Annotated in this window: 19 protein-coding genes; 9 read left to right on the top strand and 10 right to left on the bottom strand. The window is 58.9% G+C overall.

Annotated elements, in window-relative coordinates:
- Positions 1 to 8: 8 nt before the first annotated feature.
- From purB to CKW38_RS20195, 5 genes are all read right to left on the bottom strand, one after another.
- Entirely contained in the window at positions 9 to 1,379 is a 1,371-nt protein-coding gene (purB, locus tag CKW38_RS20215) for an adenylosuccinate lyase (protein ID WP_003223822.1), read from the bottom strand.
- A gap of 127 nt (positions 1,380 to 1,506) precedes the next feature.
- Positions 1,507 to 2,130: a high frequency lysogenization protein HflD gene (hflD, locus tag CKW38_RS20210; protein WP_007920199.1), complete on the bottom strand. Its 624-nt coding sequence runs from the start codon at positions 2,128 to 2,130 to the stop codon at positions 1,507 to 1,509.
- Positions 2,127 to 3,251: a tRNA 2-thiouridine(34) synthase MnmA gene (mnmA, locus tag CKW38_RS20205; protein ID WP_007920201.1), complete on the bottom strand. Its 1,125-nt coding sequence runs from the start codon at positions 3,249 to 3,251 to the stop codon at positions 2,127 to 2,129. Before mnmA ends, hflD begins: the two co-directional genes overlap by 4 nt.
- Positions 3,252 to 3,310: 59 nt before the next feature.
- A complete protein-coding gene (locus CKW38_RS20200) occupies positions 3,311 to 3,757 on the bottom strand; it encodes an NUDIX hydrolase (protein WP_095113685.1) in 447 nt (148 codons plus the stop codon).
- Between the two features lie 200 nt (positions 3,758 to 3,957).
- Positions 3,958 to 6,183, bottom strand: a complete 2,226-nt coding sequence (locus tag CKW38_RS20195; protein ID WP_095113684.1) for an NADP-dependent isocitrate dehydrogenase — start codon at positions 6,181 to 6,183, stop codon at positions 3,958 to 3,960.
- Between the two features lie 481 nt (positions 6,184 to 6,664).
- Here CKW38_RS20195 and icd point away from each other — a divergent pair, with 481 nt between their 5' ends.
- A complete protein-coding gene (gene icd / locus CKW38_RS20185) occupies positions 6,665 to 7,921 on the top strand; it encodes an NADP-dependent isocitrate dehydrogenase (RefSeq protein WP_007920207.1) in 1,257 nt (418 codons plus the stop codon).
- Between the two features lie 85 nt (positions 7,922 to 8,006).
- Here icd and CKW38_RS20180 read toward each other — a convergent pair whose 3' ends face one another.
- The gene (locus CKW38_RS20180) at positions 8,007 to 8,300 is read right to left on the bottom strand and encodes a cold shock domain-containing protein (protein WP_095113732.1); all 294 of its coding nucleotides are present in this window, start codon (positions 8,298 to 8,300) and stop codon (positions 8,007 to 8,009) included.
- 224 nt (positions 8,301 to 8,524) lie between these two features.
- Here CKW38_RS20180 and clpS point away from each other — a divergent pair, with 224 nt between their 5' ends.
- Positions 8,525 to 8,908: an ATP-dependent Clp protease adapter ClpS gene (gene clpS, locus CKW38_RS20175; RefSeq protein WP_011334948.1), complete on the top strand. Its 384-nt coding sequence runs from the start codon at positions 8,525 to 8,527 to the stop codon at positions 8,906 to 8,908.
- A 30-nt stretch (positions 8,909 to 8,938) separates the two neighbouring features.
- Positions 8,939 to 11,209 carry an ATP-dependent Clp protease ATP-binding subunit ClpA gene (clpA, locus tag CKW38_RS20170; RefSeq protein WP_007920210.1) on the top strand — a complete coding sequence of 757 codons (2,271 nt, stop codon included), beginning with the start codon at positions 8,939 to 8,941 and terminating at the stop codon, positions 11,207 to 11,209.
- Between the two features lie 1,001 nt (positions 11,210 to 12,210).
- Here clpA and infA read toward each other — a convergent pair.
- From infA to trxB, 4 genes are all read right to left on the bottom strand, one after another.
- The gene (infA, locus tag CKW38_RS20160) at positions 12,211 to 12,429 is read right to left on the bottom strand and encodes a translation initiation factor IF-1 (RefSeq protein WP_002553999.1); all 219 of its coding nucleotides are present in this window, start codon (positions 12,427 to 12,429) and stop codon (positions 12,211 to 12,213) included.
- A 112-nt stretch (positions 12,430 to 12,541) separates the two neighbouring features.
- Positions 12,542 to 13,249: an arginyltransferase gene (locus CKW38_RS20155; RefSeq protein ID WP_007908064.1), complete on the bottom strand. Its 708-nt coding sequence runs from the start codon at positions 13,247 to 13,249 to the stop codon at positions 12,542 to 12,544.
- 57 nt (positions 13,250 to 13,306) lie between these two features.
- The gene (aat, locus tag CKW38_RS20150) at positions 13,307 to 13,987 is read right to left on the bottom strand and encodes a leucyl/phenylalanyl-tRNA--protein transferase (protein ID WP_095113682.1); all 681 of its coding nucleotides are present in this window, start codon (positions 13,985 to 13,987) and stop codon (positions 13,307 to 13,309) included.
- A 62-nt stretch (positions 13,988 to 14,049) separates the two neighbouring features.
- The gene (gene trxB / locus CKW38_RS20145; RefSeq protein WP_095113681.1) at positions 14,050 to 15,009 is read right to left on the bottom strand and encodes a thioredoxin-disulfide reductase; all 960 of its coding nucleotides are present in this window, start codon (positions 15,007 to 15,009) and stop codon (positions 14,050 to 14,052) included.
- Between the two features lie 297 nt (positions 15,010 to 15,306).
- Here trxB and CKW38_RS20140 point away from each other — a divergent pair, with 297 nt between their 5' ends.
- The 6 genes from CKW38_RS20140 (at position 15,307) to cysG (ending at position 22,932) form a co-directional block, all read left to right on the top strand.
- Positions 15,307 to 17,715, top strand: a complete 2,409-nt coding sequence (locus CKW38_RS20140; protein ID WP_034155142.1) for a DNA translocase FtsK — start codon at positions 15,307 to 15,309, stop codon at positions 17,713 to 17,715.
- Between the two features lie 67 nt (positions 17,716 to 17,782).
- On the top strand, positions 17,783 to 18,403 hold the full coding sequence (gene lolA / locus CKW38_RS20135; protein WP_007908077.1) for an outer membrane lipoprotein chaperone LolA: 621 nt from the start codon (positions 17,783 to 17,785) through the stop codon (positions 18,401 to 18,403).
- 141 nt (positions 18,404 to 18,544) lie between these two features.
- Positions 18,545 to 19,867: a replication-associated recombination protein A gene (locus CKW38_RS20130; RefSeq protein ID WP_095113680.1), complete on the top strand. Its 1,323-nt coding sequence runs from the start codon at positions 18,545 to 18,547 to the stop codon at positions 19,865 to 19,867.
- Positions 19,867 to 20,241: a fluoride efflux transporter CrcB gene (gene crcB / locus CKW38_RS20125; protein ID WP_007908079.1), complete on the top strand. Its 375-nt coding sequence runs from the start codon at positions 19,867 to 19,869 to the stop codon at positions 20,239 to 20,241. Before CKW38_RS20130 ends, crcB begins: the two co-directional genes overlap by 1 nt.
- Before the next feature lie 15 nt (positions 20,242 to 20,256).
- Complete coding sequence (serS, locus tag CKW38_RS20120) at positions 20,257 to 21,537, top strand: serine--tRNA ligase (RefSeq protein WP_007908080.1); 1,281 nt, start codon at positions 20,257 to 20,259, stop codon at positions 21,535 to 21,537.
- Positions 21,538 to 22,932 carry a siroheme synthase CysG gene (gene cysG / locus CKW38_RS20115; RefSeq protein ID WP_095113679.1) on the top strand — a complete coding sequence of 465 codons (1,395 nt, stop codon included), beginning with the start codon at positions 21,538 to 21,540 and terminating at the stop codon, positions 22,930 to 22,932.
- Positions 22,933 to 22,958: the final 26 nt, after the last annotated feature.

Raw genomic sequence — 22,958 nt, 5'->3', positions numbered from 1 at the left:
GCGGTCGATCAGATGCGTTTGGCTTGCGCTACAGCGTTGCCGATGTAGTTGGCCGGGGTCAGTTGCTTGAGCTCGGCTTTCGCTTCGGCAGGCATGTCCAGACCATCGATGAAAGTCTGCAACGCTTCCGGGCTGATGCCCTTGCCGCGGGTCAGTTCTTTCAGCTTCTCGTACGGGTTTTCGATGTTGTAGCGGCGCATCACGGTCTGGATCGGCTCAGCCAACACTTCCCAGCAAGCGTCGAGGTCAGCGGCAATCTTCTGCTCGTTGAGCTCCAGTTTGCTGATGCCTTTGAGGCTGGCTTCGTAGGCGATCACGCTATGGGCGAAGCCAACACCGAGGTTGCGCAGTACGGTGGAGTCGGTCAGGTCGCGCTGCCAGCGGGAGATCGGCAGTTTGCTCGCCAGGTGCTGGAACAGCGCGTTGGCGATGCCCAGGTTGCCTTCGGAGTTTTCGAAGTCGATCGGGTTGACCTTGTGCGGCATGGTCGACGAACCGATTTCGCCAGCGATGGTGCGCTGCTTGAAATAACCCAGGGAGATATAGCCCCAGATGTCACGGTCGAAGTCGATCAGGATGGTGTTGAAGCGCGCGATCGCGTCGAACAGTTCGGCGATGTAGTCGTGCGGTTCGATCTGCGTGGTGTACGGGTTGAAGCCCAGGCCCAGCTCGTCTTCGATGAAGGCGCGGGCGTTGGCTTCCCAGTCGATCTGCGGATAGGCCGACAGGTGTGCGTTGTAGTTGCCGACGGCGCCGTTGATTTTGCCCAGCAGCGGCACGGCAGCGACTTGAGCGATCTGACGCTCGAGACGGTAAACCACGTTCGCCAGCTCTTTACCCAAAGTCGTCGGGGAGGCTGGTTGGCCGTGGGTGCGCGACAGCATCGGCACGTCAGCGAAACGGATGGCCAGTTCGCGGATGGCGTTGGCGGTCTGACGCATCAGCGGCAGCATCACGTCGTCACGGCCTTCGCGCAGCATCAGGGCGTGGGACAGGTTGTTGATGTCTTCGCTGGTGCAGGCAAAGTGGATGAACTCGCTGACCTTGGCCAGTTCCGGCAACTTGGCCGCCTGCTCTTTGAGCAGGTATTCGATCGCTTTGACGTCGTGGTTGGTGGTGCGCTCGATCTCTTTGACGCGCTCGGCGTGCTCCAGCGAGAAGTTTTCAGCCAGTTCATTGAGAACGGCGTTGGCCTCGGCGGAGAAGGCTGGCACTTCAGGGATACCCGCGTGGGCGGCCAGGCGCTGGAGCCAGCGCACTTCAACCAGAACACGGGCACGGATCAAACCGTACTCGCTGAAAATCGGGCGCAGGGCCTGGGTTTTGCCGGCGTAGCGGCCGTCAACAGGGGAAACCGCAGTGAGCGAAGAAAGCTGCATGGGGTGTTCTCGGACAGTCGGGCAACGAAATGGGGCGCGTATCATACATGAAAAAATCCGCCGGTCCGTTGCCAACTGACCGGCGTATTACGCGTTACAGACTACAAAGCTTTTATTGCGCGGCGTTTTACTCGCTGCGCATCAACGGATACAGCTCTTTGAGCAGCTTGCGTCGGCTGATCACCAACTGCCAGCGATGGCCGCCGAGCTGCCGCCACAGACGTGCCGAACGGATACCGGCAAGGAGCAGGGCGCGGATTTTCGAGGCATTGCTCGGCTGCTGCAGGTTGCGCATGTCGCCGTGCACCTGAATACGTTGGCGCAGGGTGCTCAGGGTGTCCTGATACAGCGCGCCGCAAGCCGCGACCACGTTTTCGTGGGCCGGGCCGAAATGCTCGACCTGCGACTGGATCTGCGGCAAGCGCTTGCCGATGGTGTCGAGCATGTCGTCGCGCTTGGCCAGTTGACGTTCCAGGCCGAGCATCGACAGGGCGTAGCGCAATGGCTCGCGTTGCAGCGTGCTTGGGTCGCGTTCCAGTGCACCGATCAGCGCTCGATAGCCTTCGCGCAGATTGAGGTCATCGCCGCCGTAGACGTCCAGCGTGTCTTTCGGGTCGCGCACCAACAGGCTGCCGAGCATGCAGGTCAGGCCGGCCTCGCTGGTCTGCCCGGTCTTGGCGATCCGGTCGACCAGTACGGCGGCGAGAAACACACCGCCCAGCGCCGTCAGTTGCTCCTGAGTCGGGCTCATGCCTGGCCGCTCCACGGTTCGGCCACTTCGATCACGCCGCCACCGAGGCAGATTTCACCGTCATAGAACACCACGGATTGGCCCGGCGTCACCGCGCGTTGCGGCTCGTCAAACACAGCGCGGTAGCCGCTGGCGGTTTTTTCCAGAGTGCAGGCCTGGTCGCTCTGGCGATAACGCACTTTCGCGGTCAGGCGCAGCGGCTGGCTCAGGTCGATCGGGTTGACCCAATAGATTTCCGAAGCGAGCAGGGCGCTGGAGAACAGCCATGGATGGTTGTTGCCCTGGCCGACGATCAGCTCGTTGCTGTCGAGATCCTTGCGCAGCACGTACCACGGCTCATCGCCGGCGTCTTTCAAACCGCCGATGCCGAGGCCCTGGCGCTGACCGATGGTGTGGTACATCAAGCCGTGGTGACGGCCAATGACTTCACCTTCGGTGGTTTTGATTTCGCCCGGTTGCGCCGGCAGGTATTGCTTGAGGAAGTCGCTGAAGCGACGCTCGCCGATAAAGCAGATCCCGGTGGAATCCTTCTTCTTGGCGGTCGCCAGCTCGTACTTCTCGGCAATTGCGCGCACTTCCGGCTTTTCCAGTTCGCCGACCGGGAACAGGGTCTTGGCAATCTGTTCGCCGCCAACGGCGTGCAGGAAGTAGCTCTGATCCTTGTTCGGATCGAGGCCCTTGAGCAGTTCGGTGCGGCCATCGATGTCGCGGCGGCGCACGTAGTGACCGGTGGCGATCAGGTCGGCGCCGAGCATCATGGCGTAGTCGAGGAACGCTTTGAACTTGATCTCGCGGTTGCAGAGGATGTCCGGGTTCGGCGTACGGCCGGCCTTGTATTCGGCCAGGAAGTGCTCGAACACGTTGTCCCAGTATTCAGCAGCGAAGTTGGCGGTGTGCAGCTTGATGCCGATCTTGTCGCAGACAGCCTGAGCATCCGCCAGGTCGTCCATGGCGGTGCAGTATTCCGTTCCGTCGTCTTCTTCCCAGTTCTTCATGAACAGGCCTTCCACCTCGTAACCCTGCTCGATCAGCAGGAGAGCGGAAACGGAAGAGTCCACGCCGCCGGACATGCCGACAATGACGCGCTTCTTGGATGTGTCAGAAGGGGCTGGATCACGCATAGGGATTCAATGAGTGTCTTGAAAAAGGACGCGATTCTAGCAGGCTCGCGGCCTCAAGGCTAAAGAGAAGGGCGGATCAGTTCGAGGCTGAAGTGATGGCCGGCCAGATAATCGTCGATGCAGCGGATGATCAGCTCGCTGCGCCAGTTGTCGCGCTGAGCAATTAATTCGTCGCGGGTCAGCCACTTGGCGCCGACGATACCGTCGTCGAGTTGGTAATCAGCGTGATGTTGCACGGCTTTGGCGCTGAAGCACACGCGCTGATAGGTCACGCCGTTGCTTGGGGCGGTATACAGATAAATGCCAATGACGCCGGTGGGCTCGACGTCCCAGCCGGTTTCTTCGAGAGTTTCGCGGATGGCAGCGTCGATCAGGGTTTCGTCTGGGTCGAGATGGCCGGCGGGCTGGTTGAGCACATTACGCCCGGCCTTGTGTTCCTCGACCATCAGGAAGCGGCCGTTGTCCTCGACGATGGTGGCGACGGTGATGTGGGGGAGCCATTCCATAATACCTTCCTCAATTCTGGGATTGAAATGCAATCCAATGTAGGAGTGAGCCTGCTCGCGATAGCGCATTGTCAGTCACCATAATTGTTGAATGGTATACCGCTATCGCGAGCAGGCTCACTCCTACAAGGGAATTGTGTGAACTCTGGAAACACAAACCCCGGCACGAGGCCGGGGTTTGTGATGTTCCCTTTACAACCTTAAACCAGCGCAGCAATCGCCGCGTTGAGGGTTGCGCTTGGGCGCATGGCCTTGCTGATCAGCTCGGCATTGGCGTGGTAGTAACCGCCGATGTCGACTGGCTTGCCCTGAACGGCGTTGAGCTCGGCAACGATGGTTGCTTCGTTCTCGGTCAGGGTTTTTGCCAGGGTCGCGAACTGCGCTTGCAGTGCAGCGTCTTCAGTCTGGGCAGCGAGGGCCTGAGCCCAGTACATCGCCAGGTAGAAGTGGCTGCCGCGGTTGTCGATGTTGCCGACTTTACGCGATGGCGACTTGTTGTTGTCGAGGAACTGGCCAGTGGCCTGGTCCAGGGTTTTCGACAGCACCAGTGCTTTCGGGTTGTTGTAGTTCACGCCCAGATGCTCAAGGGACGCTGCCAGTGCGAGGAACTCGCCCAGCGAATCCCAGCGCAGGAAGTTTTCTTCAACCAGTTGCTGCACGTGCTTCGGAGCCGAACCGCCGGCGCCGGTTTCGAACAGGCCGCCGCCGTTCATCAGCGGCACGATCGACAGCATCTTGGCGCTGGTGCCCAGTTCCATGATCGGGAACAGGTCGGTCAGGTAGTCACGCAGTACGTTGCCGGTCACCGAAATGGTGTCCTTGCCTTCGCGGGTGCGCTGCAGGGTGTACTTCATCGCGTCGACCGGCGCCATGATCTGGATGTCCAGACCGGCAGTGTCGTGATCCTTCAGGTAAGCCTGAACCTTCTCGATCACTACGCCGTCGTGAGCGCGCATCGGGTCCAGCCAGAAGATTGCTGGAGTTGCGCTTGCGCGAGCACGGTTGACGGCCAGTTTGACCCAGTCCTGGATCGGCGCGTCTTTGGTCTGGCACATGCGGAAGATGTCGCCGGCTTCAACAGCCTGTTCCATCAGCAGCTTGCCCTTGCTGTCGGTGACGCGAACAACGCCGTCAGCCTTGATCTGGAAAGTCTTGTCGTGCGAGCCGTACTCTTCGGCTTTCTTCGCCATCAGGCCAACGTTTGGCACGCTGCCCATGGTGGTCGGATCGAAAGCACCATTGGCTTTGCAATCTTCGATCACAGCCTGGTAGATGGTCGCGTAGCAACGATCCGGGATCACCGCCTTGGTGTCGTGCAGCTGACCGTCGGTGCCCCACATCTTGCCGGAGTCACGGATCATCGCTGGCATCGAGGCGTCGACGATAACGTCGCTCGGCACGTGCAGGTTGGTGATGCCTTTGTCGGAGTTGACCATCGCCAGCGATGGACGAGCGGCGTAGACGGCGGCCATGTCAGCTTCGATCTGCGCTTGCTGCTCGGCCGGCAGGGCCTTGATGCGCGCGTACAGATCGCCGATGCCGTTGTTCAGGTTGAAGCCGATCTCGGCCAGCACGTCAGCGTGCTTGGTCAGGGCGTCTTTATAGAACTCGGCAACGATCTGGCCGAACATGATCGGGTCGGAGACCTTCATCATGGTCGCTTTCAGGTGCACCGAGAGCAGCACGCCCTGGGCCTTGGCGCTTTCGATTTCAGCTGCGATGAACGCGCGCAGGGCGTTTTTGCTCATCACGGCGCAGTCGAGGATCTCGCCAGCCTGAACGGTGGTTTTTTCTTTCAGAACGGTTGCGGTGCCGTCTTTGGCGATCAGCTCGATCTTCACGGCGTCAGCGGCGTCGATCAGGGCAGCTTTTTCGCTGCCGTAGAAATCGCCGGTGCTCATGTGAGCGACGTGGGACTTGGAGTCTTTGGCCCAGGCGCCCATTTTGTGCGGGTGCTTGCGCGCGTAGTTCTTCACCGACAGCGGAGCGCGACGGTCAGAGTTGCCTTCGCGCAGAACCGGGTTCACGGCGCTGCCCTTGACCTTGTCGTAACGCGCCTTGGCGTCTTTGTCGGCGTCGCTGGTCACGGTTTCCGGGTAGTCCGGCAGGTTGTAACCCTGAGCTTGCAGCTCTTTGATCGCGGCTTGCAGCTGTGGCACCGAAGCGCTGATGTTCGGCAGCTTGATGATGTTGGCTTCAGGCGTAACGGCCAGGTCGCCCAGTTCGGCGAGGTGGTCGGCTACGGCTTTGTCGCCCAGTTGCTCGGGGAAGCTGGCCAGAATGCGCGCTGCAAGAGAGATATCGCGGGTTTCCACGGCGATATCGGCCGAGGCGGTGTACGCCTCGATGATCGGCAGCAGGGAATAGGTGGCGAGGGCTGGAGCTTCGTCGGTGAAGGTATAGATGATCTTCGAGCGGGTGGGCATATTCGGATTAACTCTCTCTTCTTTGCTAAAGCGTGCGCAGAAACTCGAGGGGCGCCGGGTAAGCGCGTTCGTTCAAAGTCATCCATGAACCGAATGTCGAGATTCTTCGCGGTGATGTTGGGTGCATCAGTAGAGCGTCAAGCAGTCGGACTGCGGTAACAACCCGACCAATCAGGCGGAAAGTCTCGTGCTAGAGAGGCCAGCCGTCGTGACCCTGTGGTCAGCGGGCGGCATTATACATAGGTAGCTGGCAATCTGCCGATGGTTCATATGCAACGATTCTCGTCCATTGGTCTAAAGGTCGCAGGGCGGGGTGGGGCGTAGAGTCGTCGCGAATGCTTGAGTTTGGCGCTTTTCCCTTTGCTTTCAGGCTTGTACGAAACGAGATGTAGCCGCGCCACGAACAGAGGGTTTGCGTGTTGATTTAACTGGGTTACGCTCGAACCAAGCCAGATGTTCAATCCAAACAATGGAGTTCAGCATGGGTTACAAGAAGATTCAGGTTCCAGCCGTCGGCGACAAAATCACCGTCAATGCAGACCATTCTCTCAATGTTCCTGATAACCCGATCATCCCCTTCATCGAAGGTGACGGCATTGGTGTCGACATCAGCCCGGTGATGATCAAGGTTGTCGATGCTGCAGTTCAAAAGGCATACGGCGGTAAACGCAAGATTTCCTGGATGGAAGTCTACGCCGGGGAAAAAGCCACTCAGGTTTACGATCAGGACACCTGGCTGCCTCAGGAAACTCTCGATGCAGTCAAGGATTATGTGGTTTCCATCAAAGGCCCGCTGACCACGCCGGTCGGTGGCGGCATCCGCTCGCTGAACGTGGCCCTGCGTCAGCAACTCGACCTGTACGTCTGCCTGCGCCCGGTGCGCTGGTTCGAAGGCGTGCCAAGCCCGGTGAAAAAGCCTGGCGACGTCGACATGACCATCTTCCGCGAGAACTCCGAAGACATCTATGCCGGCATTGAGTGGAAGGCCGGTTCGCCGGAAGCCACCAAAGTCATCAAATTCCTTAAAGAAGAAATGGGCGTCACCAAAATCCGTTTCGACGAAAACTGCGGCATCGGCGTCAAGCCGGTTTCGCTGGAAGGCACCAAGCGTCTGGCGCGCAAGGCTCTGCAATATGTGGTCGATAACGACCGCGATTCGCTGACCATCGTGCACAAAGGCAACATCATGAAGTTCACCGAAGGTGCCTTCAAAGAGTGGGCCTACGAAGTGGCCGCCGAAGAATTCGGCGCGACCCTGCTCGACGGTGGCCCGTGGATGCAGTTCAAAAACCCGAAAACCGGCAAGAATGTTGTGGTCAAGGATGCCATCGCCGACGCCATGCTCCAGCAGATCCTGCTGCGCCCGGCCGAATACGATGTGATCGCGACCCTCAACCTCAACGGCGACTACCTCTCCGACGCTTTGGCGGCGGAAGTGGGCGGTATCGGTATCGCGCCGGGCGCCAACCTGTCCGACACCGTGGCGATGTTCGAAGCGACCCACGGTACGGCGCCGAAGTACGCCGGCAAGGATCAGGTCAACCCGGGTTCGCTGATTCTCTCGGCAGAAATGATGCTGCGGCACATGGGCTGGACTGAGGCGGCGGATCTGATCATCAAGGGCACCAACGGCGCTATTTCGGCCAAGACTGTGACCTATGACTTTGAGCGTCTGATGGACGGGGCCAAGCTGGTTTCGTCTTCGGGCTTTGGCGATGCGCTGATTTCGCATATGTAAAACGCGGGCACATAAAACCGCCTGATTCTTCATTGAGTCAGGTGGTTTTTTATTGCTTGGGATATTCAGGTGAAGATCAGTCAGCTCACGCTTTGGCAATTGCGGCAGCGGCAGCAGCGCTGACAGCTGCACTATCAATGGCACTGGATGGTTCGACTGACTGGATGTTTACGGCATGCAGCCCCTTGGGGCCTTGGATAATGCTGAAAACCACCGCCTGCCCGGCCTTAAGGGTTTTGTATCCGTCCATCTTAATCTGAGAAAAATGAGCAAAAAAGTCGATCTCTTTGCCATCCTCATCGCGGCCTTCACGGGCGTCGGTATTGATAAAGCCGAATCCCTTGGCATTGTTGAACCATTTCACCTTGCCGACAGCCATGCTCAAATCCCTCTGCAACAGACTCCATCGCTGGAGTATCATCCAATTCATCCGCAATCTAATCCGTTAAAAGGATTGACTCCGCGGATCTTTTTTACCCACTGTGGGCTCTATTGGTTGTAACACCGTTTTCCCGATAGTCAAGGTGACCGGGCAGTCGGAGTTGAAAACGCGTACAACCGCCCCCACCACTGTATTTGCACAACTGACGAACCTTTCTTTCCATGCATGCAATCAGCCAGATTCGACTAACATTCAATCAGGATCGCCCGCTTCTCCAAAAGGATCTTCCACAGGAGCACGACGACGATTCGGCAGGCGTTGCTGTTCAGGAAGCAAAGCCTGCGTTACAGGCGCCGCCGATGTACAAGGTGGTTTTGTTCAACGATGACTACACACCGATGGATTTCGTCGTCGAAGTGCTCGAGGTGTTTTTTAACCTGAATCGCGAGCTGGCGACCAAGGTCATGCTGGCCGTCCACACAGAAGGACGGGCAGTATGTGGAGTGTTTACCCGCGACATCGCCGAGACAAAGGCCATGCAGGTCAACCAGTACGCCAGGGAAAGCCAGCATCCGCTACTCTGTGAAATCGAGAAGGACGGTTAATCGCCGACCACTTGGGTATGAGGTGAAGCTATGTTAAACCGCGAGCTCGAAGTCACCCTCAATCTAGCCTTCAAGGAGGCTCGTTCGAAACGTCATGAATTCATGACCGTCGAACACCTTTTGCTGGCCCTATTGGACAATGAGGCTGCCGCCACCGTTTTGCGTGCCTGCGGCGCAAACCTCGACAAACTCAAGCATGACCTGCAGGAGTTCATCGACTCCACCACGCCATTGATCCCCGTTCATGACGAAGATCGCGAAACCCAGCCAACCCTGGGCTTCCAGCGTGTACTGCAACGTGCTGTTTTCCACGTACAGAGCTCGGGCAAACGCGAAGTAACCGGCGCCAACGTGCTGGTTGCCATCTTCAGTGAGCAAGAGAGTCAGGCGGTATTTCTGCTGAAACAGCAGAGCGTTGCGCGCATCGATGTCGTCAATTACATCGCACACGGCATTTCCAAAGTGCCGGGGCATGGCGATCACTCTGAAGGTGAACAAGATATGCAGGACGACGAGGGCGGTGAGTCTTCTTCTTCAGGCAATCCTCTGGATGCTTATGCCAGCAACCTCAACGAACTCGCGCGCCAGGGTCGTATCGATCCGCTGGTCGGTCGTGAATCGGAAGTCGAACGTGTCGCGCAGATTCTCGCGCGTCGGCGCAAAAACAATCCGCTGCTGGTCGGTGAAGCAGGCGTGGGTAAAACCGCGATTGCCGAAGGTCTGGCCAAGCGCATTGTCGACAACCAGGTGCCGGATCTGCTGGCCGGTAGTGTTGTTTATTCGCTCGATCTCGGTGCTCTGCTCGCGGGCACCAAGTATCGTGGTGATTTCGAGAAGCGCTTCAAGGCGTTGCTCAATGAATTGAAAAAACGTCCGCAAGCCATTCTGTTTATCGACGAGATCCACACCATTATTGGTGCGGGCGCTGCGTCGGGCGGAGTCATGGACGCTTCGAATCTGCTTAAGCCGCTACTGTCGTCTGGCGACATTCGCTGCATCGGTTCGACCACGTTCCAGGAGTTTCGCGGCATCTTCGAGAAGGATCGTGCCTTGGCGCGTCGCTTCCAGAAGGTCGATGTCGTCGAGCCATCGGTGGAAGACACCATTGGTATCCTGCGCGGCCTGAAAGGGCGTTTCGAACAGCACCACAACATCGAATACAGCGACGAAGCGCTGCGTGCCGCTGCTGAACTGGCGTCGCGCTATATCAATGACCGGCATATGCCGGACAAAGCCATTGATGTTATTGACGAGGCGGGCGCCTATCAGCGTCTGCAACCGGTCGAGAAGCGCGCCAAGCGTATCGAGGTGCCGCACGTCGAAGACATCGTCGCGAAAATCGCGCGGATTCCGCCTAAGCACGTCACCAGCTCCGACAAGGAGTTGCTGCGTAACCTTGAGCGTGACCTGAAGCTGACGGTGTTTGGTCAGGACGCGGCGATCGATTCGCTGTCAACCGCGATCAAGCTGTCTCGTGCCGGCCTCAAGTCGCCTGACAAGCCAGTCGGTTCGTTCCTGTTCGCAGGCCCGACCGGTGTCGGTAAAACCGAGGCCGCACGACAACTGGCCAAGGCGTTGGGGATCGAGTTGGTGCGTTTCGACATGTCCGAGTACATGGAGCGTCACACCGTATCGCGTCTGATCGGTGCGCCTCCAGGTTATGTCGGTTTCGATCAGGGCGGTCTGTTGACCGAAGCGATCACCAAGCAGCCGCACTGCGTATTGCTGCTCGATGAAATCGAGAAAGCGCATCCGGAAGTCTTCAACCTGCTGCTGCAGGTGATGGACCACGGTACGCTGACTGACAACAACGGGCGCAAGGCGGACTTCCGCAACGTGATCGTGATCATGACCACCAACGCCGGTGCCGAAACGGCTGCGCGGGCTTCGATCGGTTTCACCCATCAGGACCACTCGTCTGATGCGATGGAAGTGATCAAGAAGAGCTTCACGCCGGAGTTCCGTAACCGTCTGGACACCATTATCCAGTTTGGTCGCCTCAGCCATGAGGTCATCAAAAGTGTGGTGGACAAGTTCCTTACCGAGCTTCAGGCGCAGCTGGAAGACAAGCGCGTGCTGCTTGAGGTCACTGATGCCGCGCGGAGTTGGCTGGCGGCGGGTGGTTATGACTCGGCAATGGGCGCACGTCCGATGGCGCGTCTGATTCAGGACAAGATCAAGCGTCCGTTGGCGGAGGAGATTCTGTTTGGCGAGCTGGCCGAGCATGGCGGTGTGGTGCACATCGACATCAAGGATGGTGAGTTGACATTTGACTTCGAGACTACCGCAGAAATGGCCTGATGGCCTTGGATCAAGAGGGCGCCTTCGGGCGCCTTTTTGTTATTTGTCGTTTGGGGTTTTTGGGTGAATATCCGTTGCTGCGGTGATGGCTTATTACGGTTTCGCCCTTACGGCGACTCACTTTTTTTCAAACGCCAAAAAAAGTAAGCAAAAAACGCTTGCTCCTACGTGCGGCCCGCTCGCTGGGGCTCGGGGTTCCTTCGCTCCGGGATCGATCCGGGCGCAGCGCCTACGGTTTGCTTCGCTGCACCTCCTCTCGCTGTGTTTGGCTGCGCCAAACGGTCGCTGCGCTCCCACGCCCGGATCAATCCCTCCACTCAGCCTTCCGACGTCGCCCGTGGATCAAGATCAAAAGCAGGCGAGCTGACACTCGGCCTTGAGTGGTGAAGAGCGGGTGTTCGGCTTTTGATTTGTGGTGTGTTTGCCCCTCACCCCAGCCCTCTCCCGAGGGAGAGGGGGCCGATTTTTGGGCGTTTCAAAACCTGAGTTCGCCGCGGTATCGCATGTCGGCGTACCTCGCCCAAACACCACGGTCAGTTCCCTCTCCCTTCGGGAGAGGGCTAGGGTGAGGGGCTCTTGATCTGGCTCTGGCTCTGGCTCTTGATCTGGCTCTGGCTCTGGCTCTGGCTCTTGATCTTGCTTTGGCTTTTGATCTTTTGCCCCTTCGGCAGGCCGAGCGTAGGTGTCCATCCGGGGGTTAGGCGCGCAGCGCCGTGCGGCGAAGCCGCATACATCGAGAGGAGGTGCAGCGAAGCAAACCGTAGGCGATGCCCCCGGATGGACACCGTAGCGAGGGAACACTGAGCCTCAGCGAAGTGCCGTACGCCGGGGCAAAGCCTTTTGGGTTACCTTTTCGGCGTTTGGAAAAGGTGACTCGCTGTAAGAGCGAAACCGCCAGCGGCAGCACCCGCAGCAACGGATATGCCCCCAAACCCAAACCAACCCCCAAAACGCACAAACAAAAACGCCCGGCATAAACCGGGCGTTTTGTATTGACTTGATTAACGAGCGCGGTAAGTGATGCGCCCTTTGCTCAAGTCATAGGGCGTCAGCTCGACGCGCACTTTGTCACCGGTAAGAATACGAATGTAGTTCTTGCGCATCTTGCCGGAAATATGCGCGGTTACGACGTGCCCATTTTCCAACTCCACACGAAACATGGTGTTGGGCAGGGTGTCGACGACAGTGCCTTCCATTTCGAAGCTGTCTTCTTTCGACATGCAGTAAAGCCCTCGGTATCCAATGAATGGCCCGGTGCAACTGCGCCAGGCAAAAGCGGCGTGCATTGTGCCCGAAAAATGGGGTTTACGCCAAGGGGTTTACGGCTTGGGTTTAGTTGAGGATGACCCAGCGCTGATTAATCAGCAATTCGATGGGGCGATATTGCGTCTTGTAGTTCATCTTTTTGCAGTTCTTGATCCAGTAACCGAGGTACACCGCCTCAAGTCCGAGGCGCTGTGCCTCGGCGATTTGCCAGAGGATGGCAAATCGGCCAAGGCTACGGCGTTCCTCGGCCGGTTCGTAGAAGGTGTACACCGCCGACAAACCGTTCGGCAGTAAGTCGGTCACAGCCACGGCTAGCAACCGTCCGTCGAGTCGGAACTCATAGAAGCGCGAGAAGGGCAGATCGCGCACCAGAAAAGTCGAGAATTGATCGCGGCTCGGCGGGTACATATCGCCGTCGGCGTGGCGTTGTTCGATATAGCGCTGGTACAGATCGAAATATTCTTCGCTGAACTGCGGTTTGGCCGGGCGCACCTGCAAATCCGTGTTGCGTTTGAAAATCCGCTTCTGCTGACGATTGGGTGTGAACTGCGCCACCGGAATGCGCGCAGGCACGCACGCATTGCAGTTCTGGCAATGCGGGCGGTACAGATGATCGCCGCTGCGACGAAAGCCCATTTCCGACAGGTCTGCGTAGACATGCACATCCATGGGCTGACTCGGATCGAGAAACAGGGTCGTGGCCTGCTCCTCGGGCAGATAACTGCAAGAGTGAGGCTGAGTGGCATAGAACTTCAAACGCGCCAACTCGGTCATGATCAACCCTCGGGATAAGCTGGTGAATTAAGTGTAAGCCACGCGCGCAAAAGTCGCTCAGCAAACCCAGTTGGCACGATTGGGTTGATCCAGGTGATGTGCCAGATAATCGGCGAATTGCTGACGAGGAATTGCCCGCGCGCCGAGGCTGTGCAGATGATCGGTCGGCATCTGGCAATCGATCAGCACGAATCCCGAGTCTTTCAGATGGCGCACCAGGGTGGCAAAGCCGAATTTGGAGGCATTGTCGGCGCGGCTGAACATCGATTCGCCGAAGAACAGTTGGCCCATCGCCAGGCCGTACAGGCCGCCGACCAGTTCGTCTTGATCCCAGACCTCGACCGAATGCGCGAAGCCGCGGCGATGCAGTTCAACGTAGGCGTCCTGCATGGCTTGGGTGATCCAGGTGCCGTCGGCGTAATCCCGTGGTGCAGCGCAGGCGCGGATCACTGCGTCGAAGTCCTGATCAAAGGTCACTTGATAGCGTTGTTGGCGCAGCAATTTGCCGAGGCTGCGCGAGACATGCAGTTCGTCGGGAAACAACACCGTGCGCGGATCCGGCGACCACCAGAGAATCGGCTGGCCTTCGGAAAACCATGGAAAGCAGCCATGGCGATAAGCCTGAATCAGTCGATCGGCCGACAGATCGCCACCGGCGGCGAGCAATCCGTTGGGGTCGCGCATGGCCTTTTCCAGTGGTGGAAAAGTCAGGGAATTACGTTGTAACCAAGTCAGCATGGCATCCAGGCTTGCAGAAGGGGAGGGCGGTGCGGGCTGTTCGCCCGCGATAAAGTGTGCCGTTAAATGACCGGAATGTCGTCCAGATACTTCTCGGCATCGAGTGCGGCCATGCAGCCAGCACCTGCCGACGTTACCGCCTGGCGGTAAACGTGGTCGGCCACGTCGCCGGCGGCAAACACCCCGGGAATCTCGGTGGACGTAGCATCACCGTCGCTGCCGCCCTTGACCAGTAAGTAACCGTCGCGCATCGGCAGTTGCCCTTGAAACAGATCGGTGTTGGGTTTGTGGCCGATAGCGATGAACACGCCGGCCAGCGGCAGTTCAGCGGTTTCACCCGTGTGGCTGTCACGCAGTCGCGCGCCGGTGACACCGCTAGCATCGCCCAGCACTTCGTCGAGATTCTGATTCCAGTGCAGACGCACATTGCCTGTGGCGGCTTTCTCGAACAGTTTGTCCTGAAGGATTTTCTCCGAACGCAGTTTGTCGCGGCGATGGATCAGGTGTACCTCTTTGGCGATGTTCGACAGGTACAGTGCTTCCTCGACGGCGGTATTGCCGCCGCCCACGACCGCGACCACCTGATTGCGATAGAAAAAGCCGTCACAGGTCGCGCAAGCAGAAACACCTCGGCCGGCAAAGGCTTCTTCCGAGGGCAGGCCCAGGTATTGCGCCGAGGCGCCTGTGGCAATGATCAGCGCGTCGCAGGTGTAAGTGCCGCTGTCGCCAGTGAGCTCGAACGGTCGCTGCTGCAACTTGGCGGTGTGGATGTGGTCGTAAACGATCTCTGTGGCAAAGCGTTCGGCGTGTTTCTGCATGCGCTCCATCAGTACCGGGCCGGTGAGGCCTTCGATGTCGCCGGGCCAGTTGTCGACTTCGACGGTAGTGGTGAGCTGGCCACCAGCCTGCAGGCCGGTAATGACCACGGGTTTGAGGTTGGCGCGGGCGGCATACACGGCAGCGCTGTAACCGGCCGGACCGGAGCCGAGGATGATCAGGCGTGAATGCTTCGCTACGTTCATCAAATACACCTCATAAGCCTTTGTCACAAAAGGTAATGCATGCTCAAATTGAGTCGCGGCTTCTGTGTGCTTGACTATGCTCAATCCTGGGGCTTGAAGCATGGCATCAGACGCACAAACCCGTACAATGCCGGGCTGTTACAGAATATTCGCGCTGCGCTGTGTTTATAAAATGCGCGACGCAGTGTTAAAAGTAGTCTCAGTTGCGCTCGTTCACTTTTTTACCTGCCTGGATTGGGCAGTTTTTTATCGTCATTCAATAGATGGACGCGCCTTGGGCGCAGGAAAAGAAGCGTTTTGAAGAAATCCACCGAAGCACCAAAAACAGTCGTTCCGCTCTGGCGCCAACAGTTGCACTACCGGCTCAAGGAAGGTGCATTGATCGCCATCGGTGCCTTGTGCCTGTTCCTGATGATGGCTTTGCTGACCTACGGCAAGGACGATCCAGGCTGGAGCCACAACAGCAAGATCGACGACGTACAGAATTTCGGCGGCCCGGCGGGCTCCTACAGCGCCGATATATTGTTTATGGTGCTGGGTTACTTCGCCTACATATTCCCGCTGCTGTTGGCGATCAAGGCCTACCAGATCTTCCGTCAGCGCCACGAACCGTGGCAGTGGAGCGGCTGGCTGTTCTCCTGGCGTCTGATCGGTCTGGTGTTTCTGGTGCTGTCCGGCGCGGCGCTGGCGCATCTGCATTTCCACGCAGCGTCGGGTCTGCCGGCAGGTGCGGGCGGCGCGCTGGGCGAAAGTCTCGGCAATCTGGCGAAGAATGCGCTGAACATTCAGGGCAGCACGCTGTTGTTCATTGCGTTGTTCCTGTTTGGCCTGACGGTGTTCACTGACCTGTCGTGGTTCAAAGTGATGGACATCACCGGCAAGATCACCCTTGATCTGTTCGAACTGTTTCAAGGCGCGCTCAATCGCTGGTGGTCGGCACGTACCGAACGCAAACAACTGGTTGCGCAACTGCGTGAAGTCGACGATCGCGTCCACGACGTGGTCGCGCCGACGGTGACCGACAAACGTGAGCAGGCCAAAGTCAAAGAACGCCTGATCGAACGTGAGCAAGCCCTGAGCAAGCACATGTCCGATCGCGAGAAACAAGTGCCGCCGGTGATCGCCCCGGCTCCGGCCAAGGCGCCCGAGCCAAGCAAGCGCGTACAGAAAGAAAAACAGGTGCCGTTGTTCGTCGACAGCGCCGTGGAAGGCACCTTGCCGCCGATCTCGATTCTTGATCCGGCGGAAAAGAAACAACTCAATTACTCACCGGAATCCCTGGCGGCGGTCGGCCACTTGCTGGAGATCAAGCTGAAGGAGTTCGGGGTCGAGGTCACGGTGGATTCGATCCACCCAGGCCCGGTGATTACCCGTTACGAAATCCAGCCGGCTGCCGGCGTCAAAGTCAGCCGTATCGCCAACCTCGCCAAAGACCTTGCGCGTTCCCTGGCCGTGACCAGTGTGCGTGTGGTCGAGGTGATTCCGGGCAAGACCACCGTCGGTATCGAGATCCCCAACGAAGACCGGCAGATCGTACGTTTCTCCGAGGTGCTGTCGACGCCCGAGTACGACAACTTCAAATCGCCGGTCACCCTGGCACTCGGTCATGACATTGGTGGCAAGCCGGTCATCACCGACCTGGCGAAGATGCCGCACTTGCTGGTGGCCGGTACGACCGGTTCCGGTAAGTCGGTGGGTGTGAACGCGATGATTCTGTCGATCCTGTTCAAGTCCGGCCCGGAAGACGCCAAGCTGATCATGATCGACCCGAAAATGCTGGAACTGTCGATCTACGAAGGCATTCCGCACCTGCTGTGCCCGGTCGTCACCGACATGAAGGATGCCGCCAATGCCCTGCGCTGGAGCGTCGCCGAGATGGAGCGCCGCTACAAGCTGATGGCGAAGATGGGTGTCCGAAACCTGTCCGGCTTCAACGCCAAGGTCAAGGAGGCCCAGGACGCCGGCGAGCCGTTGAGCGATCCGCTGTACAAGCGTGAAAGCATCCACGACGAAGCGCCATTGCTGCAAAAGCTGCCGACCATCGTGGTGGTGGTCGACGAATTCGCCGACATGATGATGATCGTCGGCAAGAAAGTTGAAGAACTGATCGCCCGTATCGCCCAGAAGGCCCGTGCCGCCGGTATTCACTTGATCCTTGCAACCCAGCGGCCGTCGGTGGACGTGATCACCGGTCTGATCAAGGCCAACATTCCGACCCGTATGGCATTCCAGGTATCGAGCAAGATCGACTCGCGGACCATCATCGACCAGGGCGGCGCCGAACAATTGCTCGGCCACGGTGACATGCTCTACATGCCGCCGGGCACCAGTCTGCCGATCCGGGTTCACGGTGCATTCGTTTCCGATGACGAAGTCCATCGTGTGGTCGAGGCGTGGAAACTGCGCGGCGCGCCGGAATATAACGACGACATCCTCAACGGTGTCGAAGAAGCCGGCAGCGGTTTTGAAGGCAGCAGCGGTGGCGGTGATGGCGATGATCCGGAAGCCGACGCGCTGTATGACGAAGCCGTGCAGTTCGTACTCGAAAGCCGTCGCGCCTCGATTTCCGCTGTACAGCGCAAGCTGAAGATCGGCTACAACCGCGCCGCACGGATGATCGAAGCCATGGAAATGGCCGGGGTCGTCACCTCGATGAACACCAACGGTTCCCGTGAAGTCCTGGCCCCGGGCCCGGTACGCGACTGATTGCAAACGCAAGAGGCGGGACAATGATGTGCCGCCGCTCTCCCAACGAGTATTCAAGAGGACTCCCATGCGTCTTATCCGCATGCTGTTGCCAGTACTGGCGCTGACCACGCTCACGGCCCACGCCGATGACAAGGACGTGGCGCGTCTGACCCAATTGCTGGAAACATCCAAGACCCTGAGCGCGAACTTCTCGCAGCTGACCCTCGACGGCAGCGGCACGCAGTTGCAGGAAACCACCGGCGACATGACCCTGCAGCGTCCGGGCCTGTTCTACTGGCACACCAATGCGCCGGCCGAGCAGACCATGGTCTCCGACGGCAAGAAAGTCACCCTGTGGGACCCGGATCTGGAACAGGCGACCATCAAAAAGCTCGACGAGCGTCTGACCCAGACCCCGGCGCTGCTGTTGTCCGGTGATGTGTCGAAGATCAGCCAGAGCTTTGATATCACCGCGAAAGAGGCGGGCGGCGTGATCGACTTCACTCTGAAGCCGAAAACCAAGGACACCTTGTTCGATAATCTGCGCCTGTCCTTCCGCAATAATCTGCTTAACGATATGCAACTGATCGACAGCGTCGGCCAGCGCACCAATATCCTGTTTACCGGGGTGAAGGCCAATGAGCCGGTTCCAGCGTCGAAGTTCAAGTTCGACATCCCCAAGGGTGCCGACGTAATCCAGGAATAAACCCAAAACCCTTTGTAGGAGTGAGCCTGCTCGCGATTCGATTTGTCAGTCACATCTTCATCGTCTGACCCACCGCTATCGCGAGCAGGCTCACTCCTACAGGGTCAATGATCGGCAAAATAGAGGTTTCAACGCTACGTGATGGATCTGTTTCGCAGTGCACCGATTGCCCAGCCACTGGCCGCGCGTTTGCGTGCGATCAATCTGGATGAGTACGTCGGTCAGGAGCACGTGCTCGCTCGCGGCAAACCTCTGCGTGAGGCGCTGGAGCAGGGTGCCCTGCATTCGATGATCTTCTGGGGCCCGCCGGGCGTGGGTAAAACCACCTTGGCGCGGTTGCTTGCGGAAGTCTCCGATGCGCACTTCGAAACGGTCTCGGCGGTGCTCGCCGGGGTCAAGGAGATCCGTCAGGCCGTTGAAATCGCCAAGCAGCAGGCCGGCCAGTACGGCAAGCGCACAATTCTGTTCGTCGATGAAGTGCACCGCTTCAACAAGTCCCAGCAGGACGCATTCCTGCCGTACGTTGAAGACGGCACGCTGATCTTCATCGGCGCCACCACCGAAAACCCTTCGTTTGAACTAAACAACGCTCTGTTGTCGCGCGCCCGCGTCTACGTGCTAAAGAGCCTCGACGAAGCGGCGCTGCGCAAACTGGTGCACCGCGCGCTCACCGAAGAGCGCGGGCTGGGCAAACGTAACTTGACCCTCAGCGATGAGGGTTTTCAGATGCTGCTATCGGCCGCCGATGGCGATGGCCGGCGTCTGCTCAATCTGCTGGAGAATGCCTCCGATCTGGCCGATGACAACAGCGAGATGGGCATCGATCTGCTGCAAAGCCTGCTCGGCGACACGCGCCGGCGTTTCGACAAGGGCGGCGAAGCGTTCTACGACCAGATCTCGGCGCTGCACAAATCCGTGCGCGGCTCCAACCCCGATGGCGCGCTGTACTGGTTTGCGCGGATGATCGACGGCGGTTGCGATCCGCTGTACCTGGCCCGACGCGTAGTGCGCATGGCCAGCGAAGACATCGGCAACGCCGACCCGCGCGCATTGAGCCTGTGCCTCGCCGCGTGGGAAGTGCAGGAACGCCTCGGCAGCCCCGAAGGTGAGTTGGCGGTGGCTCAAGCCATTACTTATCTGGCCTGTGCGCCAAAAAGCAACGCGGTATACATGGGCTTCAAAACCGCGCTGCGTGCCGCCGCCGAAAACGGCTCGCTGGAAGTGCCGCTGCACCTGCGCAACGCGCCGACCAAACTGATGAAACAATTGGGCTACGGCGACGAATACCGCTACGCCCATGACGAACCAGACGCCTACGCCGCCGGCGAAGACTATTTCCCGGAAGAACTCGAGCCGATACCGTTTTACCAACCGGTGCCGCGCGGCCTGGAGTTGAAGATCGGTGAGAAGCTCAACCACCTCGCTCAACTTGATCGTTTAAGCCCTCGGCAACGGAGAAAATAGTGCTTCCATTGATCATTGCGGTCTCCGCCGGCGGGGTTGCCGGCACCTTGTTGCGCTTCGCTACCGGCAATTGGGTCAACGCCAATTGGCCGCGGCACTTCTATACCGCGACGCTGGCCGTTAATATCGTGGGCTGTCTGCTGATTGGCGTGTTGTACGGCCTGTTTTTGATACGCCCGGAAGTGCCGATCGAGGTGCGTGCCGGGTTGATGGTCGGCTTCCTCGGGGGGCTGACGACTTTTTCATCCTTTTCACTGGATACGGTGCGCCTGCTGGAAAGCGGGCAAGTGCCGCTGGCCCTGGGCTATGCGGCGCTCAGCGTATTCGGCGGGCTGCTCGCGACGTGGGCTGGCCTGTCTTTGACCAAACTTTGATAACGAGAAACCGACATGCTCGATTCCAAACTGTTACGTAGCAACCTTCAGGACGTAGCGGACCGCCTGGCTTCCCGTGGCTTTGCCCTGGATACCGCGCGCATCGAAGCGCTGGAAGAACAGCGCAAGACCGTCCAGACCCGCACCGAAGCACTGCAGGCTGAGCGTAACGCGCGTTCCAAATCCATCGGTCAGGCCAAGCAGCGCGGCGAAGACATCGCGCCGTTGATGGCGGACGTCGAGCGCATGGCGGGCGAACTGAGTGCCGGTAAAGTCGAACTGGACGCGATCCAGACCGAACTGGACTCGATCCTGCTCGGTATCCCGAACCTGCCACACGAATCCGTTCCGGTCGGCAAAGACGAAGACGACAACGTTGAAGTCCGCCGCTGGGGCACGCCGACTGCATTCGATTTCGAAGTGAAAGACCACGTGGCGCTGGGCGAGAAGTTCGGCTGGCTGGATTTCGAAACCGCCGCCAAGCTGTCCGGCGCCCGTTTTGCCCTGCTGCGTGGCCCGATCGCCCGTCTGCACCGCGCACTGGCGCAGTTCATGATCAACCTGCACGTCAACGAGCACGGCTACGAAGAGGCGTACACGCCTTATCTGGTTCAGGCCCCGGCACTGCAAGGCACCGGTCAACTGCCGAAGTTCGAAGAAGACCTGTTCAAGATCGCTCGCGAAGGCGAAGCCGATCTGTATTTGATCCCGACAGCCGAAGTATCGCTGACCAACATCGTGGCAGGTGAAATCGTCGATTCGAAACTGCTGCCGATCAAGTTCGTCGCGCATACTCCGTGCTTCCGCAGCGAAGCCGGCGCGTCGGGTCGCGACACGCGCGGCATGATCCGTCAGCACCAGTTCGACAAAGTTGAAATGGTCCAGATCGTTGAGCCATCGACTTCGATGGAAGCGCTGGAAGGTCTGACTGCCAACGCTGAAAAGGTGCTGCAATTGCTCGGTCTGCCTTATCGCACCCTGGCACTGTGCACCGGCGACATGGGCTTCAGCGCGGTCAAGACTTACGATCTGGAAGTGTGGATCCCGAGCCAGGACAAGTACCGCGAAATCTCCTCGTGCTCGAACTGCGGCGATTTCCAGGCCCGTCGCATGCAGGCGCGCTTCCGTAACCCGGAAACCGGCAAGCCTGAGCTGGTGCACACCTTGAACGGTTCCGGTCTGGCTGTTGGCCGTACGCTGGTTGCTGTGCTGGAAAACTACCAGCAGGCCGATGGTTCGATCCGTGTGCCGGACGTGCTGAAGCCGTACATGGGTGGCCTTGAGGTCATCGGCTAAATGAAATATCTGCCGCTGTTTCACAACCTGCGCGGCAGTCGTGTGTTGGTCGTCGGTGGGGGGGAAATTGCCTTGCGCAAATCCCGCCTGCTGGCCGATGCCGGTGCGCTGCTGCGGGTGGTCGCACCTGAAATCGAAACGCAACTGCGTGAGCTGGTCGCTGCTTCTGGCGGTGAATGCCTGTTGCGTGGTTACGTCGAGGCAGATCTGGACGGTTGCGGGCTGATTATTGCCGCTACCGACGATGAGACACTGAACGCACAAGTCTCCACCGATGCTCATAAGCGCTGCGTGCCGGTCAACGTGGTCGACGCGCCGGCCTTGTGCAGCGTGATCTTCCCGGCGATCGTCGATCGCTCGCCGCTGATCATTGCCGTGTCCAGCGGCGGCGATGCACCGGTGCTGGCGCGTTTGATCCGCGCCAAGATCGAAACCTGGATTCCGTCGACATACGGCCAATTGGCCGGGCTCGCCGCGCGTTTCCGTAATCAGGTGAAAGGCCTGTTTCCGGATGTGCAGCAGCGTCGTGGTTTCTGGGAAGACGTCTTTCAGGGACCGATTGCCGATCGGCAACTGGCCGGGCAGGGCGCCGAGGCCGAACGTCTGCTGCAAGCCAAGATCGATGGCGAAGCCATGGTCACCACCGGTGAGGTGTATCTGGTCGGCGCGGGCCCGGGCGATCCGGACCTGCTGACCTTCAAGGCCTTGCGCCTGATGCAGCAAGCCGACGTGGTGCTGTACGACCGTTTGGTTGCACCTGCGATTCTTGAGCTATGCCGTCGCGATGCCGAGCGGGTTTATGTCGGCAAACGTCGTGCTGATCACGCCGTGCCGCAGGATCAGATCAACCAGCAACTGGTCGATCTGGCCAAGGCCGGCAAACGTGTGGTGCGGTTGAAGGGCGGTGATCCGTTTATCTTCGGCCGTGGCGGCGAAGAGATCGAAGAACTGGCCGCTCACGGCATTCCGTTTCAGGTGGTGCCGGGTATCACCGCAGCCAGCGGTTGTGCGGCGTATGCAGGGATTCCGCTGACGCATCGTGATTACGCGCAGTCGGTGCGCTTTGTCACCGGGCATTTGAAGGACGGTTCCACCGATCTGCCATGGGCCGACCTCGTCGCCCCGGCGCAGACGCTGGTGTTCTACATGGGCCTGGTCGGCTTGCCGGTCATTTGTGAACAACTGATCAAGCATGGTCGTTCAGCAGATACCCCGGCGGCGTTGATTCAGCAGGGCACCACGGTCAATCAGCGGGTCTTTACCGGCACGCTGGCCGATCTGCCGCGATTGGTGGCGGAGCATGAAGTGCATGCGCCGACACTGGTGATCGTTGGTGAAGTGGTGCAACTGCGCGAGAAACTGGCGTGGTTCGAAGGGGCTCAGGCGCAGGTCTGAGTCAGATCAAAAGATCGCAGCCTTCG

The sequence above is a fragment of the Pseudomonas sp. Irchel 3H7 genome (genome assembly GCF_900187605.1).
GTDB lineage: Bacteria > Pseudomonadota > Gammaproteobacteria > Pseudomonadales > Pseudomonadaceae > Aquipseudomonas.
The sequence above is the reverse complement of the archived record's forward strand: the minus strand, read 5'-3'. Positions and strand labels throughout refer to the sequence as shown.